Here is a 15,628-nt window from a genome sequence, read left to right on the forward strand (position 1 = left end):
CTCCCGATTATCAGGCCGGGCGTCAGTGCGGGCTCGGGCGCACCCACCTCGTGTCACGCCGACCACGTCGGCACGGCGGGTGAGTGGGTGTAGAAGTCGCGGTGAGCGATGGCGGCGCGGCGCCAGGTGTAGGTCGCCGCGAGCAGGCGGCCCGCGGTCGGCTCGGGTCGACGGGTGAGCATGCGATCCATAGCCGTCGCGATGTCGTGGACATCCGCGGCGAACGCGACGGAACCGCCGGCCCCCGCGAAGACCTCTCGTAGTACCGGGAGGTCACGTGCGACCACGGGCACTCCGGCGGCCAGTGCCTCCATCGCCGCGAGTCCGAATCCCTCCTTCGTGGACACCATCGCCAGCGCGGACGCCTCCGCGACCAGCGCGGGCAGCGCGTCTTCCTCGAGAACGCCGGTGATCACCGGCTCGACTCCCAGCTCGGCCGCACGGGCCTCGAAAGCCGCGCGGTACTCGCGGTAGTCGAAGAGCGTTTCCCCGCCGCCGATCACCAGTCGCAGGTCGGGGTGGTGGCCCCGCAGGAGGGCGAATGCCTCCAGCAGGTCGATGGATCCCTTGCGTGGCTCGATTCCGCCCAGCGCGAGGACATAGCGGCCGAGTTCGGCCCGCCACCGTTCTCGGCCGGCGGCGTCGTCGGCCGCCGCGGCGAAGCGGGCAGCGTCCACGCCGTTGGGGATGACGGTCGGTGTGAGGCCCCAACGCCTGTTGACCTCGTCGGCTACCGACGCCGACACGCAGATGCGGGCGGTCGGCTCGACGACGGCTCGTTCGTGGCACCTCGCGAGTTCCGGGGTGGTGAAGTCGTCGAGGTGGTGGATGGTCCGCAGGCACGGGAGCGCGGCGTTGGCGCTGATGCAGTCCTGTGCGTGGACGATGTCGTAGTCCGTCCTCGCCAGCGAGAAGGCTTCACGCAACACCGCTATGGACCGGACGATGCGTTCGCCGACGGGCTCGTCCTCGGCGGCGTGGAAGGGCACCGTGTGCACCGTGACGGCAGGGTCGACCGGTCGGAAGAAGGTCGTGTCGCCGCCGCGGCCCAGGGTCCAGACGTGGACGTCCTCGCCGAGTTTCGCGAGTGCCTCGGCCAGCGCGAGGGTGTGCACGACGCCACCGCGTGGGCGGGTGGAATAGGTGAGGAGAGCGATGCGCGTCACGAGGTGCTCCGGTAGGTCTCCGGCTTGAGCTCGGTGAGGTGGTGCAGCACGCGGCGTGCGGTCGCGATCTCGGCGGCGACATCCAGTTCCGCCACCGCGATGCCCGCCTTCGACCACGTGCGGGCGAGGATGTCGCCGCCTGGGCCGACGACCTTGGCCTGGCCGAGGAACCGCATCCCGCCCATCGTGCCGGTCTGGTTCGACGACGCGAGCACCACCTGGTTCTCGGCTGCGCGGGCGCAGTCGTAGAGGTCGAACAACCGCGACTGCCGGTCCTGTGCCATGCGGGGCGAACGGTTGGTGATGCTCGTCGGCCAGGCGGACAGGCACGCGATGATGTCCGCACCGTCGACGGCGAGGCTCCGCGCGGACTCCGGGAAGGTCTTGTCGTAGTCGATGAGCATGCCGATCCGCCCTACCGGGGTGTCGAACGCCGCGAAGGAGTCACCCGGCGCGTAGACCGCGGCCTCGCCCAGCGGTTGGTGCACCTTGCGGTGCCTGCCCAGCACACCGTCACCGTGTACGCACACCGCCGCGTTGAACCGCTTGTCGCCGTCCAGCTCGCAGTAGCCGACACACACGACCATCTCCCCCGCCAGCGCCGCCACCTTCGCGAGCAGCGGGTGGTCACGCTCGAGCGCGGGCGGCAGCGCGTCCGGGTCGGGCTGCCGCAGGTCGGCGAGGTACCCGCCGAGCGCGGCGTCCGGCAACACCAGCAGCTGTGCGCCGTCCTGACGAGCGTGCTCGATCAACGTGCCGATGCGCTGCAGGTCGAAGTCGAGGTCACGCCCGAAGTGCGCAGCCACAACCGCGATCCGTGTTGGAGACATGGGCGCATCATCCCGTCCAATGTGGTGGGTACGCCTCGGGCCTGCGGTCACGGAGGTGGCCCATCGACCGCCGTGCGGTCTCCAGTGCCGCCGTGACGTCCAGCTCCGCGATCGCGACGCCTTCTGCCACACCGGTGTCGGCGATGATCTCCCCGCCCGGCTCGACGATCTTGGCGCTGGCCACGAAGCGTAGGTCGCCGAACGTGCCGGACTGGTTCGCCGACACCCACACCACCTGGTTCTCCAGTGCCCTTGCCCGGTCGAACAGGTCGAACCGGCGCTTCCAGCGGTCCTCGGCGAGGTCGGCGGCGGCGTTGGTGCGGCTGCCCGGCCACGCGGACACGCAGACGATGATCTCCGCGCCGTCCAGCGCGAGTGCCCGCGCGGACTCGGGGAACGCCTTGTCGTAACAGATCATCATGCCGAGCCTGCCGACCGGCGTGTCGAACGCCGTGAACTCGGCACCCGCGCCGTAGTTCGCGTCCTCCGACAGCGGCTGGTGCACCTTGCGGTGGTTGCCGAGCACACCGTCCCCGGTGACGCAGACCGCGCTGTTGTAGAGCCGCTCCCCCGCGTCCTCGCAGTAGCCCGCGACCACGACCATGTCACCAGCCAGCGCGGCCACTCGCGCGATCTCCGGGCCGTCCAGGCGAAGCGGCGGCGGGCCATCGGCGCCACCGTCCAGATTGGCCAGATAGCCGCCGAGTGCCGCCTCGGGTAACGCGAGCAGGCCAACGCCCTCGGCACGTGCCTGCGCGACCAGCTTCTCGATCCGCGCCAGGTCCGCGTCGAGGTCGCGGTCGAACGGTGCTGCCACCGCGGCCATCCGCACGACGCTCATGCCCGTCCCAATCCGGTCACCCCGGCGGGGACGACCTCTGTCAGTGCGCCGTCCGGCCAGCGCAACCACACCCCGCCGCCGGCGACGAGTTCGCCGCAGTCCGCCGTCACCGCGGGCCCGGCGGGCGGCACCGGCGCTGCCGGCGCGTCCGCCGTGAGCATCGCGAAGCCGGGGAAGCAGGTCAGCCAGTCGCCCACGGTCGCGTGTGCCGGGCGCGGCACGGCGGCGACGTCGAGGATCGCGCCGCACCCGCTGGCCTCGGCGAGCATGCCGAGCGTGCCCGCGACACCGGCCATCGAGACGTCCTTCGCGGCGGCGGGCCGCACAGCACCGACCGAGGCCAGCATGGTGCGCAGCTCACCCGGCGTGCGGCTTGTCGTCGAGTCCCACTGGCGGCCCGTGTAACCACGCCGCCAGCGACCGCCGAGGTCGGCGGTCAACCGTACGGTGTGGCCGGGTCGGCCTCCGCCCCCTGGCACGGGGTGACGGGTACGGCCGAGCGCGGTGACCGCCAGCGCGGCGGGCACGCCGAGCTGCGTGTGACCGCCCAGCACCGGCACGGCGTAGGCCTCGCTCGCCTTCCGCAGACCGGCGAGCACGCGGCTGGCGAAGGAGGCGTCGCGGGCACCGAGCGCGTCCAGCAGTCCGACCGGCGTGGCACCCATTGCCGCCAGGTCGTTGACGTTGACCAGTACCGAGCACCAGCCCGCCCACTCCGGGTCACGCTCCACCATGGACGGCACGATCGCGTCGCAGGCCGCGACCAGATCACTGCCCGGTACGGGAACGCCGTCGTCGCCGACGAACCCCGGCACGCCGGGGAGCCCGGTGAGCAGCGGGCCGAGCGCGCTCTTCGTGGCGGCCGCCAGCGCCGCGATCCGCCGGATCGGCTTGCGCATGAGGACGTGCGGCGTGCCCGCGACCGTCACCGGCCCCACGGCTTCCCAGCCCAGGCGCGCGAAGAACCGCTCGTTGCTCGCCTGCACGGTCGCCTCGAACCGGAGCACGCCAGCGCTTTCCGCGTGCACGCAGGCGGCGTCGACCAGCGCGGAGCCCACGCGGTGCGTCGACCGGTAAGCAGGGTCGACGACCAGCCGCCCACCCTGCCACCAGCCGAGGTCCACGCCGCCAGTGACCGGGCCGAGCCGGACACCGCCGAGGACCGTGCCACCGGCGTCGCGGGCCACGAGGACGACCGTGCGTGGGTCGTCGTCTCGCTCGTCGAGGTCGTGGCGCGGGAAGAGCCCTTGCTGCTCGACGAAGACAGCATGGCGGAGCCGGTGGTAGGCGGCGAGCGTCGCCGCGTCCTCGGCGACCTCGATGGTGAACGCCGGCCCGCGGGCGACACTCGCGGTGTCGCCCAGCAGTACCAGCACGTCGGCCATCGTCATCTCAGCCTCCTGCCGTCGAGAGCACGCTGCACGCACCGCATGCCGCGCAGCCCGCCTGCTGGTCGGCGCCACGCATGCCCGCCGCGTGCAGCAGTTGACCGACGCGCCGCGTGACGTCCGCCACGAGCGACGCGGGTGGCGCCACCGCCCCGTCGCGGCGGGCGAGCGTGCCGAGCATCGGGCGCATCGGCACGACGAACGGGTACACGCCCCGCTCGATCAGCCGGGCCGCTCCGGCGACGAGGTCGTCGGGATCCTCGCCGAGACCGATGAGCAGGTACGTGGACACCTGGTTCCAGCCGAAGACACGGACCGCCTCGTCCCACGCGGCCTCGTACTCGGCCAGCGGCACGGTGGACTTGCCGGGCAGCCAGTGCTTTCGCACGTCGTCGTCGAGCGACTCGACGTGAATGCCGATCGAAGTCGCGCCGGCCTCCTTCAGCTCGGCCAGCACACCCAGGTCACCCGGCGGCTCGATCTGCACCTGGACCGGCAGCCCGGGAACCGCCGCCAGCACGGCTCGAACGCAGCGCGCCAGGGTTTTCGCGCCACGGTCTGGACCCTTGGTCGTGCCGGTCGTGAGCACCATCTGCCGCACCCCGTCCAGCCGCACCGCGGCCTCGGCCACCTCGGCGAGTTGGGCCGGGGTCTTCGCGGCGACGGTGGCGCCGGCCCGCAATGACTCCTCGATCGCGCAGAACCGGCACCGCTGGTCCTCGGCGTAGCGGACACACGTCTGCACCACCGTGGAGGCCAGGACGTCCTTGCCGTGCAGCAGCGCGATCTGCCGATAGGGGATGCCGTCCGCGGTCTCGAGGTCGTAGAACCGCGGCCGCCGCACCGCTTCCACGGACAGGCCAAGGTCGAGCGTTCCTTTGTGGACACGTCCGTCCCTGACCGTGTACGGGCTCTCGGGGTCGAGCGGGATCGCCGCGTTGGCGCCGTCCACGACGAGATGCCCGTCGTCGCTCGGGCCGGCACCCTTGTGACGGGTGACCGGCGCGGCCAGGTTGACGCCGCGCACGGCCAGGTCAGCTCGAATGTCTACTACGGACATTCGGTCACCACATGTAGGTGGAGTTGATGATCGCGCCCTTGCGGGCGTAGTGAATGAGCGCGTCCTGGACGTCGAGCGGGTGCGTCGGGATGACACCCTCGATCAGGTCCTCCTCGCGCAGGCCGTGCAACGAGAGCCCGAAGCGGCAGCAGTAGACCTTGCCACCTTCCTTGATGAACGTCTTGAGCTGGTCGTTGATGTTGTGCTCGCCGGGGAACGCCGAGTTGCCGGTGGTGGGGAAACCTCGGGTGGCCATGCAGTTCATCGCGCCGGGCCCGTAGAAGTAGATCGCGGACTCGAAGCCCTTCCTCAGTGCGCGGGTGGCCTGCAGGATCGCCACGAAGCTCACCGACGACTCGTGGGCGATGCCGTGGACGAGCGTGAAGTAGGACTGGCCCTCCTCGGCCTGGTAGTCGGGGAAGACCTTGGTGCCGCCGTAGAGGTTCGAGCCCTCGGGCAGCGACGGGTGCGGGATCTCGTTCAGGCTCTGTGATTCGAGCTCGGTCAGGTCGGTCATGGTCTGTCTCCTTCGATTTCAGTCGTAGAGCTCCGCGAAGGTGTCGCGGAAGACGAGGTCGGCGAGTTCGCCGTCGCCGGCGACGGCGGCCAGCCGCGCGTACTCGCCGGCGTGGTCGCCCCAGGGTTGGTCGGAGGCGAAGAGGATCCGGTCGTGCCCGATGCCGCGGCGCGAGACCTCCTCGGCGAGCCATCGCGGCGTGAACCCGATGGCCCAGGAGAGGTCGGTGTACACGCGTTTGCCCGCCGCGATCCAGTCGAAGAACCGGCTGCCCGCGAGCTTGATGTGTCCGCTCATGCCGCCGCCGAAGTGCACCAGGTGCACCGCGACGTGGTCGCCGTACCAGTCGACCAGGTGCCCGACCTCGTCGATGTCCGACGCAGCGCCCGGCGAGGTGTGCACGTGGACGACGAGGTTCCGCTGCCGTGCCACGGCGAAGATCCGGTCGAGACCGGGACGGCAGTCCTGCTCGGTGGGCCGCCCGCCGAGCAGGAAGCTGAGCTTGAGCGCCCGCACGCCTTCCTCGCCGGCGAGCGTGAGTGCCTTGTCGGTGCGCTCCCGGTCACGCGGCAGTGGTGACACCCACAGTGCGGCGCGGATCCGGTCGTCGCGCGACGCGGCCTCGACGCAGAGTTCGTTGAACGAGAACGCGATGTCGGGGTCGGGCACGCCGTAGTTCGGGATCACCAGCGCGCGCTCGGTGCCTTCCGCGTCGAGGTCGGCGATCAGGTCCTCGATCGTGGCGCGCGCCGTGACATCCGGGCGCACCGGCGGCCCGCCGTAGAAAGGAAACGCGGGCAGTACACCGAGGTGCCGATGCGCGTCGGACAGTCCTTTTCTGGCCATGGGGGAATTCCGTTCTCACGGCAGGAGATGTCACGCGACGGTGCGTGGGGCGACCCAGTCGTCGTCGCGGGGGTAGGTCGAGGTCGCCGTGCCGGCGATCCAGCGCACCTCCGCGCTGGAGGATCGGCGGCCGAACTCGGCGATGCGCGCCGCCAGGTACTGGGCGTCGGCGGCGACACCGCAGAACCGGCCCGAGCCCCACGTGTGCTGCCACGGCAGACCGAGGAAGTAGACACCGGGAAAGCTCGTCACGCCGCGATGATGGGTCGGGTAACCGCGACCGTCGAACACCGGGAGGTCGATCCACCGGTAGTCGGCGCCGAACCCGGTACACCAGACGACCGACCCGATCTCCGCGGCGGCAAGGATCCTCGGCTCGACCTCCGGACGCCACACCGGGTCATATCGCTTCTCGGCAGGCGCGTCGATGCCCCTGGCGGTCAGACAGGTGTCGATCGAGTCCTTGATGGACTCGGACACGGCGTCCGCCGCGTCGAGGTTGGCGCGCAGGTCGGCGGCGAAGTACAGCGTGCCGGCGCGGACGTCGACGAGCCTGCCGTAGAGCCGCATGCCGTCGCGGGCGAAGGCACGCAGGTCGATGTCCCGGCCCCCGTCGCGGCCGGTGACATAGTGGTTGGCGCGGAACCGCACCGCGTCGACGTCGGCGAACTCGTCGATGCCGCGGCGGTAGTAGCCCATGTCCTCGAGCCACGCCACCACGTCGCGCCCCCGGTAGCGCCGGGCCACGCGTGGCGCGCTGCCCACCGCGAGGTGCACCCGCCTGCCCGCGAGGTGAAGGTCCTCCGCGATCTGGCAGCCGGACTGCCCGGTGCCCACGACCAGGATGTCGCCTTCGGGCAGCCGCGCGGGGTTGCGGTAGTCGGCGGAGTGGAGCTGGACGATGTCGTCGGGCAGCCGTTCGGCGATACGCGGCACGCGCGGCGTCTGGTACGGGCCCGTTGCCACCACGATCTGGTCCGCCGTCAGCGTGCCCGCCGAGGTGGTCACCGTGAACCGGCCGTCAGCCTGTTGACGCAACCGGGTCACCGCGACACCTTCGGCAATGGGCACGTCGAAGGACTTCGCGTAGTCCTCGAGGTAGGCGACGATCTCGTCCCGCGGCATGAACCCGTCAGGATCTCCGCCCGGATAACCGAAACCAGGCAACTGGCACTGCCAGTTCGGCGTGACGAGACAGAACGAGTCCCACCGCCGCTCCCGCCACTCGTACCCGACGCGCTCCCGTTCGAACACGACGTGGTCGACACCTGTCCGGGTGAGACAGTGACTCATCGACAGGCCCGCCTGGCCACCACCCACGACGACCACCGACCGGTGAACGCCCTCCCACTCCCCGGTCATCGCTCGAACCCCGCGACCGGTTGACCGGAACCGCCGGGCCGGCGTACGAGAAACCGGATTTCGGGCACCGCGTCTCCTCTGTCGGAGTTTCTCGGTGAAGACGGCCGAAGAAACTCCGGCAGCGTTGGCGGACCTGACCGCGAAACCCATTCCACAACCGATTCATTGCCAATCGGTTGCATCCGAACTACGCAGGTGTTTCCGGTGCCGGGGAATTGTTACGTACCCGACCGTTCGTGCTTAACACAACGGTCCCCACGGGTCGCGAGGGTGTTCTCAGTGGGAAAATACTGCGAGGTCGTAGAGGGAATAGCCGTATCCGGTCCCCCGCCGCACGCCGACCATGCGGACGTAGCGCGCCTCGGTGGCCTGGAACGTGATGTTGTCGATTCCCCCGTTGCCGGTGCTGGTGGTGTGAACCTGTCGCCACGTACTGCCATTGGTCGATGTCTCGATCCGATAGGCCGCGCCGAAGGCGGCCTCCCAGTCCAGTCGGACCCGTGCGACCCGTCGTGTGGCGCCGAGGTCGACGGTGATCGAGTCGTTGTCGCGCCACTCGCTGGCCCACCGGGTCGTCGGGTCGGTATCGACCGCGTGTGCGGCGGGGTGGCCCGACTGTGCGCCGGTCGCGGTGGCCGTCCTGCCCAGGGCGAGGTTGGTGATGTCGTCGCCGCGGCGTGCGGGGAACTCCACCACCTGCTGGTAGGTCGGACGGTTCTGCCAGGAGATCTTGTCGTGGCCGATGCCGCCGATCTTCTGCTGCACGATCGAGTCGGCGCACCACTGGTCGCCGGCCTCGCAGTTGCCCTCGTCGCCGGGGTAGGTCACGGTCAGCGGTTCGGCCGCGGCGCCGAGCAGCGTGTCGGACAGCGCCTTTCGGCACGCGCTCAGGCCGCCACACAGCGGGGTCGTCGTCTTACCGGCCGGGTTCTCGCCGAGCACCGCGCGGATGTCCTGTGACACCTGGCCGAACCAGCCGTACTGGAACGCCGAGCCGCTGTGCGGGTGGCCGGTGTTCAGCCCGGGTTCGCCCAGCTGCCAACCGGACGGCGACTCGTTGATCCGCATGACGCCGGTCAGCGCGCGGTACGCGTCGGCGCCGACCTTCGGCTCGTAGATCGCCTTGACCAGTCGTGGCCACCACGCGTCGAACAGGGCGATCGCGCCGGCGTGCGCATAGGTGTGGCTGCCCAGGCTGGTCTCGGTGCGCTTGCCGCCGGCGGCCAGCCAGGCGCGCAGTGTCGCCGCCTGCGCGGCGGTGGCGGGGTCGCCGTCCAGCACGCGCAACAGGTTCGGCAGGATGCGCTCGGCACGCATGTCGGTGACCGCGGCGTCGGCCATGGCCTGGGTCAGGGTGACCCGGTTGACCTTCCCGCCGTTCGCGATCAGGTCGCGCACCCGCCGGTCGAGCACGTCGCCGCGCTGCACCGAGGACTTCTCCGGGCTGCCGCTCATGCCCGGCGCCTGCTTGTTGTTCCAGCTGATGTAGTAGTCCTGGTTCACCGAGTTCGGATGCTGCGCGAACGGGGTGTAGGTGGCCGTGTTGCCGTTCGGGTTCCAGTCCTGCCACTCGTTGGCCACGCCGGACCACGCCGGCAGCGCGGGATCCATTGTGGACTTGCGGACCGGGTTGTCACCGGAGTTGACGTACGCGACGTCCCGCGAGTCGGCGTAGAACCAGTTGAACGTGTAGTTGACGTCCATCGCCGCCTGCTGGAACTCCTGCGCGGAACGGATCGCGGCCGGGTCGTTGAACTTCTGGAACCCGATGATGGAGTCGGCCTCGTGGAGGAACGTCGATCGCACGGTGGTGTAGGCGACCGGCTTGCCGCCGACCGTGGCCCGGTGCGTGACCGGTCCGTACCTCGTCCGGTAGGAACGAAGCGTGTAGGAGCCCGCGGCCGTGCCGTCGGCCAGCGTCGGCGTCCAGGCATTCTTCCGCTCCACCACGTCGAACGGCAGGCACTCACCGCGGAAGCGGTAGTAGCCGGACGCCTTCGTCGGTGTGCCGCCGTTCGGTTCGCACAGCTCGACGGCGTAGGTGTCGATGATGTCCTGTCCCGCCGTGGTGGCGCTCCACGCGTAGTCCTGACCGCGGCCGAGCAGGGTGTAGAAGCTCAGTCCGGCGAACGACGCGCCCCTCGACGAGATCCCCGGCCCCTGCAGTTCCTGCAACGTCAGCAGCTGCGGCGCGAAGTACCCGGTCTGCGGGCCGAACACGGCGACCGGGTGGCCGGACTCGGTGTGGGCGCCGGAGACCACCAGCGCGTTGGACATCCCCCGCGCCTGGAACATCCCGGCCGCCGCGGCCTGCTGCTGGGTGGAGACCGCTGACCCGGTCTGGTCGAACACCATCTGCTGCGGGGTCACCGATCCCTTGTCCGGCAGGGCGAGCCCCTGTGGGTTCGCCGGCGACGCGGCATAGGGGAACGACCGTCCATCGTGGATGGTGCTGATCGCCTCGGGGTCGTTCTGCGACTGGAACTCCTGCCAGCGCCGCTCGCCCTCCGCGAGGCCGTAGCGCTCCTGCAGCGCGAGCTTCGCGACAGCCTGCTGCACCTCGTTGCCGCCGCCACCGCCGAACTGCGCGCCGACGAGCGACGCCAGCACGACGATGTCGGTCAGCGTGAACGGCTCGATGGTGCCGGCGTTGGTGATCGCGTCGATCTTGCCGATGGCCACGTACTCCCCGGGGAAGTACCGGCCGTCCTTGGCCTGCCTCGCGTAGGCGTTGATGCCATCCACATAGGCCTGTGCGTCGGAGTACGCCAGCTCGCCGGCGGGCCCCTGCCTGCGCACGCTCTCGATCTGCGCGGTCAGTTCCTGCTCCGTGTAGGGCGACGCGGCGAAGAAGCCCTGTTCCAGCACGCGGTTACCCTCGGCACCTCCGGCGAACGAGGTCACCTGGCCGCGCCCGGCACGCCGCATCACGTCCATGAGGAACAGCTTGTTCTCCGCCGTGGCGTACCCGGCGCCGAACATGGTGCCCGACCGGGTGGTCCCGTAGATGTGCGGGACGCCGGCCTTCTTGTCGCGCACCACGGTGACGTCCGCGCGCGGCTGGTAGCTCCGCTCGATGTCGTCGGCGGCCACGCCGAACGAGTTGTCGTTGAAGAACTGGGTGATCGTGTCCGTGGTCAGGGTCTGGTACCCGCTGGCCAGGCTCCCGTACATCCCGAGCTGGTCGGCGGAGTGGGCCGGCCTGGCCCCGCTGACGGTGTGCGCCAGGAGCTCGGCGAAGGTCGCGTTGCCGTTCTGTCCCGGTGGCAGGATGTCCGCGCACTGCCCGAGGCAGTAGTCCAGCTGGGATGCCGTCCGCACCGTCACCGGTGCCGCCATCGCGGGCACCGTGACCACCGCCGCGACCGCCGCGCCCACGGTCAGCACGCCGAAGGCCCTTTTCGTCCACGAACGACCAGACATCGTTGTCCTCTCGTAGCACGACGATTGGATCGTGACTTGAACACTCGTCCAAGTCAAGGGCAGGATGGCGCAATGGCACGGGTACCGGTCGCTCAGCGCAGGTGGCAGCTGATCGAGGCGACCATCGCGCTGCTCTCCCGCGAGGGCGTCGGTGCCGCGTCGATCCGGCGGATCAGCGAGGAGGCGGACGTCCCGCTCGGCCTCGTGCACTACTGCTTCGCCTCGAAACAGGAGCTGATCGCCGAGACGATCCGGCAGCTGAACACGGAGAACACGACGGCGGCGCGGGCGGCGCTGTCCGTCCCGGCCGACGCGGGAACGGACCTGAGGAGCGCGCTCACCGCAGCGTTCCGGGCGTACTGGTCACTGGTCGAACGGTCGCCGAGGCGCCAGCTGCTCACCTACGAGCTGAACGCCTATGCGTTGCGCGACAAGGAGCTTGCCCCGATCGCCGAGCAGGCCCATCGCGAGCTGCTGACCAATGTGCGCGTCCTGCTCGACGAGATCGCGACGGCGACCGGCCGGCAGTGGACGGTGCCGCTGGACGACGTCGCCCGGCTGGTCGTCACGGTCACCGGCGGCGCCACCCTGAACTGGCTCAACGACAGGGACTCCACGGCCGCGCTGACCACGGCAAACCTCGTCGTCGGCGCGCTCGACGCGCTCGCCACCTGACTTGAACGGATGTCCAAGTCAGTCTGACCGAATGATCGGCCTTTCCACGTCGGCCTCCCGGCGGCGATGGGCCAGGCGGGCGACGACGACCAGGAAGCCGATGGCCGTGATCGGATACGTGTTGATCACCAGGTGTTCCCACGGGAGCCAGGAGGGGCCGTTGGGCGAAGCGAGAAGGTGCGGCGATACCACGAATGCCGCGGTGACCACCAGCAGCACCACGACCGCCCCGCGCCGACGGCGCGAACTCGCCGTGTCGTCGCCGATCGTGGCGAACGCACGATGGGCGATCATCAACCAGGCCATCGCCAACCACACCCAATGCGCGATCCAGGACAGCGGTGACACCAGCAACGCCACCGCCGCGTTGGCCAGCAGAGCCAGTGCCCGGTCGGCGTGCCGTATCGCTATCGCGCCGACGACCAGCACGATGACGATGAGCGCGATCCGCGTGGCCAGGTGCGCGCTCTCGGACAGGTGAAGCCGACTCAGCGCCGCCGCGATGGTCTGGTTCTCCCGGGTCGCGGGTCCCGATACGCGGTGCGGTTGGAACAGGACGCCACCGAACCAGAAACGCACCGACTCGCTGGGAGCCAGCGCGAAACCCACACCCGTGGCGACGACGCCGGTGACGACGGCGGTCACCGACGCCCGAAAGTCCTTACGTAGGAGGAAGAAGAGCAGGAAGGCGGCTGGGGTGACCTTGATGGCCGCGGCGAGACCGACCAGGATGCCGCGGGGCAGGCGGGTCGCCGGGCCGAGGCAGTCCACGACCACCGCGGTCATCAGCAGGATGTTGATCTGCCCAAGGCCGACGGTGGTTCGGACCGGCTCGAGCACGGCCAGCACGGGCATTGCCACAGCGACCAGGCGAACCGTGGTGTACGTCGGCGCGGTTGGGCGAAGTCTCCGCAGAACCACATAGCCGCTGATGGCAAGACAGGCCACAGAGGCCGCGACGATCGTCACCTTCGCGACCGAGAACGAGGTCATCGTGAACGGCGCGAGTGCGATGAGCGCGAACGGCGGATAGATGAAATCCGGCACCTCGCTCACCCATCGCGAGGACAGGGAACCGTAGAGATCTCCTCCGTTCGTCCAGGCGGCGGTGCCCTCCCAGTACGCGCTCAGATCGATGAAGTGGTTGTAGAACAGCGGAACCAGGATGAGTTCGATGACCACGCACACAGCGACGCTGACGCCGATGACCTGCCAGTGGCGTCGCGAGGACGGTTCCAGGACGAATCTCGAGACTCGATGAGGCGGGCGCGCCCCGGTGGCACGTCGAGGCGAGCCGGCCACGCTCGTCGCCACGTCTTCCCCTGTGTGCTGATCTTCGGCCACGTCGCGCAGTACGGGCGCCCGCCGGTGGGCGGTTCACCAGCCGGAAATGAAAAGGATCACACAAGCAGTCCGGTTGGCGAGGCAACCAACCTTCGCCTGGAGCCGCGAGCTGGGTGTCATCGCTCAGAACAGGGTCGCGGGCTCGACCGGTTCCGGTTCGGGTAGCGCCTCGAGGCCGGGTACCAGCGCTCGCACGTGGTCGTGGAATCGGCGGGCGAGTGCCGGTGCGTCGTCGTTGTCGGGGGTGTGTACGAAGACCGTCGGCGAGCGGCCCTCGCGCAGCCAGTCGGCGACCACCTCGGTCCACGGCCGCCACCCCTGGACCGTCTCCTCGATCGAGTCCCGGCCCAGGTAGCGGACGATCGGCCGGTCGGTCAGCGCCCGGGTCCGCCGGGGCAGCCGCGGTTTCTTGGCCCAGGCGTCCTGCTCGGCCTCGCTGGTCGGCGGGCTCTGGAAGAAGACCGTGGTGTCGAACGGCACCCACTCGGCGTCCGCGTCAGCGAGCGTGCCCTCCAGCAGCGCCGTCGAGCGGGCGTCGGTGAAGAACCCGGGGTGGCGCACCTCCACGGCGCGTCGACGGTCGGTGGGCAGCCGGCGCAGGAAGCGGCCGAGGGCCTCGACGTCGGAAGGGCCGAACGAGCCGGGCAGCTGGGTCCACAGGACCGCCCGTTCGCCGAGGGGTTCGATCGCGTCCAGGAACGCCCGCATCTCGGCCTCGACACCGACGAACCGGCGCTCGTGCGTGACGATTTTCGGCAGCTTGACCACGAACCGGAAGCCGGGATCGGTCTGCTGCGCCCACGTCGCGACGGTTTTTCTGGCGGGCGTCGCGTAGAAGGTGGTGTTGCCCTCGACCGCGTTGCACCAGCCGGCGTAGGCCCGCAGGCGCTCCCAGGCCGGCAGCGACTGCGGCAGGAACCGCCCGGGCCAAGCCTTGTGGGTCCACATCGCACAGCCGACATGCAGACGTGTCACTCCGCCCAGCTCCCCTCACTCGTGAGAGAAGCTACTACCCGGGCGGGAGTCGTCACTCGCGACCTGATCACACGTACGGAAGGTGCAGGTTGTCGACGGAGAACATCGCGTCCGTGCGGCCTTCGAAGAGGGGGACCAGGCGGCGGAAGTGGTCGCGCATCGCGGTTTCGAAGTCCGCTTCTCCGCTCAACAGCCAGGTCGCGCCGTCGAGTAGCTCGGGGAGGTCCTCGGTGATGCGTTCTGCCGACATGCTCGGTGAGCGGGGGCCGTCGTCCTCGACGGGGTCCGGTTTGTTGCCGAGCATGACGTAGCTCGGGAAGCGCTTCAGGTCGGGTAGGACCGAGTAGAACGGGACGCCGGGGTTGAAGTAGTACTCGGCCCAGTCGTTACCGGCCAGTGCCAGCCACGGGGTGCCGACCGCCATCGCGGCGAACGCGAAGCCCGTGTGCGGGGACAGGAACAGGTCGCAGCGTTCTACCGCGGCCAGCTGTCGAGCCAGCGGCACGTCCACCGCCCACGCCGCGTCCGGCACCACGTCCGCGATGGCGGTGAACTCCTCGCGGGTGAACGTGGTGTTGGTGCGGCCGTCCTCGGCCAGTTTGCCCACCAGGCAGAAGCGCGCCGTCGGCCAGCGCTCCGTGAAAGCGCTCAACACGCGGCGCCAGCTGGCCACTGACGGGTATCGCCACCTCGGGCTGCTGCCGCCGGGCAGCACCGCGATCGTGGGGCCGCCGTCCGGGAGGAGTTCAGCGGCCCAGGTCCGCGCCTCGTCGGGCAGCGTCAGCTCGAGCCGGTTCTTCGGGTGGTACGACGGTCGTGGCGCGCCGATGGGAAGGTGACCCCGGCTGGCGCGGAAGTGCCTGGCAGCCAGGTCGTAGTAGCCAGCCAGTCCGGGGAACAGGTCGTGCTGCCACTGTTGGTGACCGCGAGGATCGTCGACGACCCAGTCCCACTCCGCCGGCACGTGCGAGAGCACGTCCGGGCTCGGCGGCTCGAACACGTCGACGTCCACCGTGTACACCTCGTCGATGTGCTCGCACCACGACGCGAGCTCCACGGCCGTCTTCTCGAGCAACACCACACCGATACGCCGGTCCGGGTCGGCGCGACGGAAGCCGAGGGAGTACTGCAGGGCTTCCACGGCGTGACCGACCGGATGGCAGTAGACGAAGTTCACCAGTACTGACTCAGCGGGCACACC

General features: G+C 69.9%; 13 protein-coding genes. 1 reads left to right on the forward strand and 12 read right to left on the reverse strand.

The features are described from left to right. Positions 1-53: 53 nt before the first annotated feature. The 9 genes from VF106_RS40600 to VF106_RS40640 form a co-directional block, all read right to left on the reverse strand. Complete coding sequence (locus tag VF106_RS40600) at positions 54-1,166, reverse strand: MSMEG_0565 family glycosyltransferase (protein ID WP_330845333.1); 1,113 nt, start codon at positions 1,164-1,166, stop codon at positions 54-56. Continuing rightward, positions 1,163-1,996, reverse strand: a complete 834-nt coding sequence (locus VF106_RS40605; RefSeq protein ID WP_330845334.1) for a carbon-nitrogen hydrolase family protein — start codon at positions 1,994-1,996, stop codon at positions 1,163-1,165. Before VF106_RS40605 ends, VF106_RS40600 begins: the two co-directional genes overlap by 4 nt. A gap of 7 nt (positions 1,997-2,003) precedes the next feature. Continuing rightward, entirely contained in the window at positions 2,004-2,837 is an 834-nt protein-coding gene (locus VF106_RS40610) for a carbon-nitrogen hydrolase family protein (RefSeq protein WP_330845335.1), read from the reverse strand. Continuing rightward, positions 2,834-4,228, reverse strand: a complete 1,395-nt coding sequence (locus VF106_RS40615; RefSeq protein ID WP_330845336.1) for an MSMEG_0567/sll0787 family protein — start codon at positions 4,226-4,228, stop codon at positions 2,834-2,836. The genes VF106_RS40610 and VF106_RS40615 overlap by 4 nt, the downstream gene beginning before the upstream one ends. 1 nt (position 4,229) lies before the next feature. After that, positions 4,230-5,285 (reverse strand): MSMEG_0568 family radical SAM protein, encoded by a 1,056-nt coding sequence (locus tag VF106_RS40620; RefSeq protein ID WP_330845337.1) that lies wholly within the window; start codon positions 5,283-5,285, stop codon positions 4,230-4,232. 4 nt (positions 5,286-5,289) lie between these two features. Beyond that, the gene (locus VF106_RS40625; protein ID WP_330845338.1) at positions 5,290-5,802 is read right to left on the reverse strand and encodes an MSMEG_0572/Sll0783 family nitrogen starvation response protein; all 513 of its coding nucleotides are present in this window, start codon (positions 5,800-5,802) and stop codon (positions 5,290-5,292) included. A gap of 18 nt (positions 5,803-5,820) precedes the next feature. After that, on the reverse strand, positions 5,821-6,648 hold the full coding sequence (locus VF106_RS40630) for an amidohydrolase family protein (protein ID WP_330845339.1): 828 nt from the start codon (positions 6,646-6,648) through the stop codon (positions 5,821-5,823). A 30-nt stretch (positions 6,649-6,678) separates the two neighbouring features. Continuing rightward, the gene (locus VF106_RS40635) at positions 6,679-8,010 is read right to left on the reverse strand and encodes an MSMEG_0569 family flavin-dependent oxidoreductase (protein ID WP_330845340.1); all 1,332 of its coding nucleotides are present in this window, start codon (positions 8,008-8,010) and stop codon (positions 6,679-6,681) included. A 276-nt stretch (positions 8,011-8,286) separates the two neighbouring features. Then, positions 8,287-11,433 carry a penicillin acylase family protein gene (locus VF106_RS40640; RefSeq protein WP_414639171.1) on the reverse strand — a complete coding sequence of 1,049 codons (3,147 nt, stop codon included), beginning with the start codon at positions 11,431-11,433 and terminating at the stop codon, positions 8,287-8,289. 72 nt (positions 11,434-11,505) lie between these two features. Between VF106_RS40640 and VF106_RS40645 the strand changes: the two genes are divergently transcribed. Next, positions 11,506-12,108, forward strand: a complete 603-nt coding sequence (locus VF106_RS40645) for a TetR/AcrR family transcriptional regulator (protein WP_330845341.1) — start codon at positions 11,506-11,508, stop codon at positions 12,106-12,108. Positions 12,109-12,126: 18 nt separating this feature from the next. Here the strand turns inward: VF106_RS40645 and VF106_RS40650 are convergent, their stop codons facing one another. The 3 genes from VF106_RS40650 to VF106_RS40660 all read right to left on the reverse strand — a co-directional run bounded on the left by VF106_RS40650 (position 12,127) and on the right by VF106_RS40660 (position 15,625). Continuing rightward, positions 12,127-13,290: a glycosyltransferase 87 family protein gene (locus VF106_RS40650; RefSeq protein ID WP_330845342.1), complete on the reverse strand. Its 1,164-nt coding sequence runs from the start codon at positions 13,288-13,290 to the stop codon at positions 12,127-12,129. A 285-nt stretch (positions 13,291-13,575) separates the two neighbouring features. Further along, positions 13,576-14,427 (reverse strand): DUF72 domain-containing protein, encoded by an 852-nt coding sequence (locus VF106_RS40655; RefSeq protein WP_524535872.1) that lies wholly within the window; start codon positions 14,425-14,427, stop codon positions 13,576-13,578. A 67-nt stretch (positions 14,428-14,494) separates the two neighbouring features. Continuing rightward, positions 14,495-15,625 carry a glycosyltransferase family 9 protein gene (locus VF106_RS40660; RefSeq protein WP_330845343.1) on the reverse strand — a complete coding sequence of 377 codons (1,131 nt, stop codon included), beginning with the start codon at positions 15,623-15,625 and terminating at the stop codon, positions 14,495-14,497. Positions 15,626-15,628: the final 3 nt, after the last annotated feature.

Origin of the sequence: Actinophytocola sp. (assembly GCF_036378875.1) — a bacterium.
Taxonomy (GTDB): Bacteria; Actinomycetota; Actinomycetes; order Mycobacteriales; family Pseudonocardiaceae; genus Actinophytocola.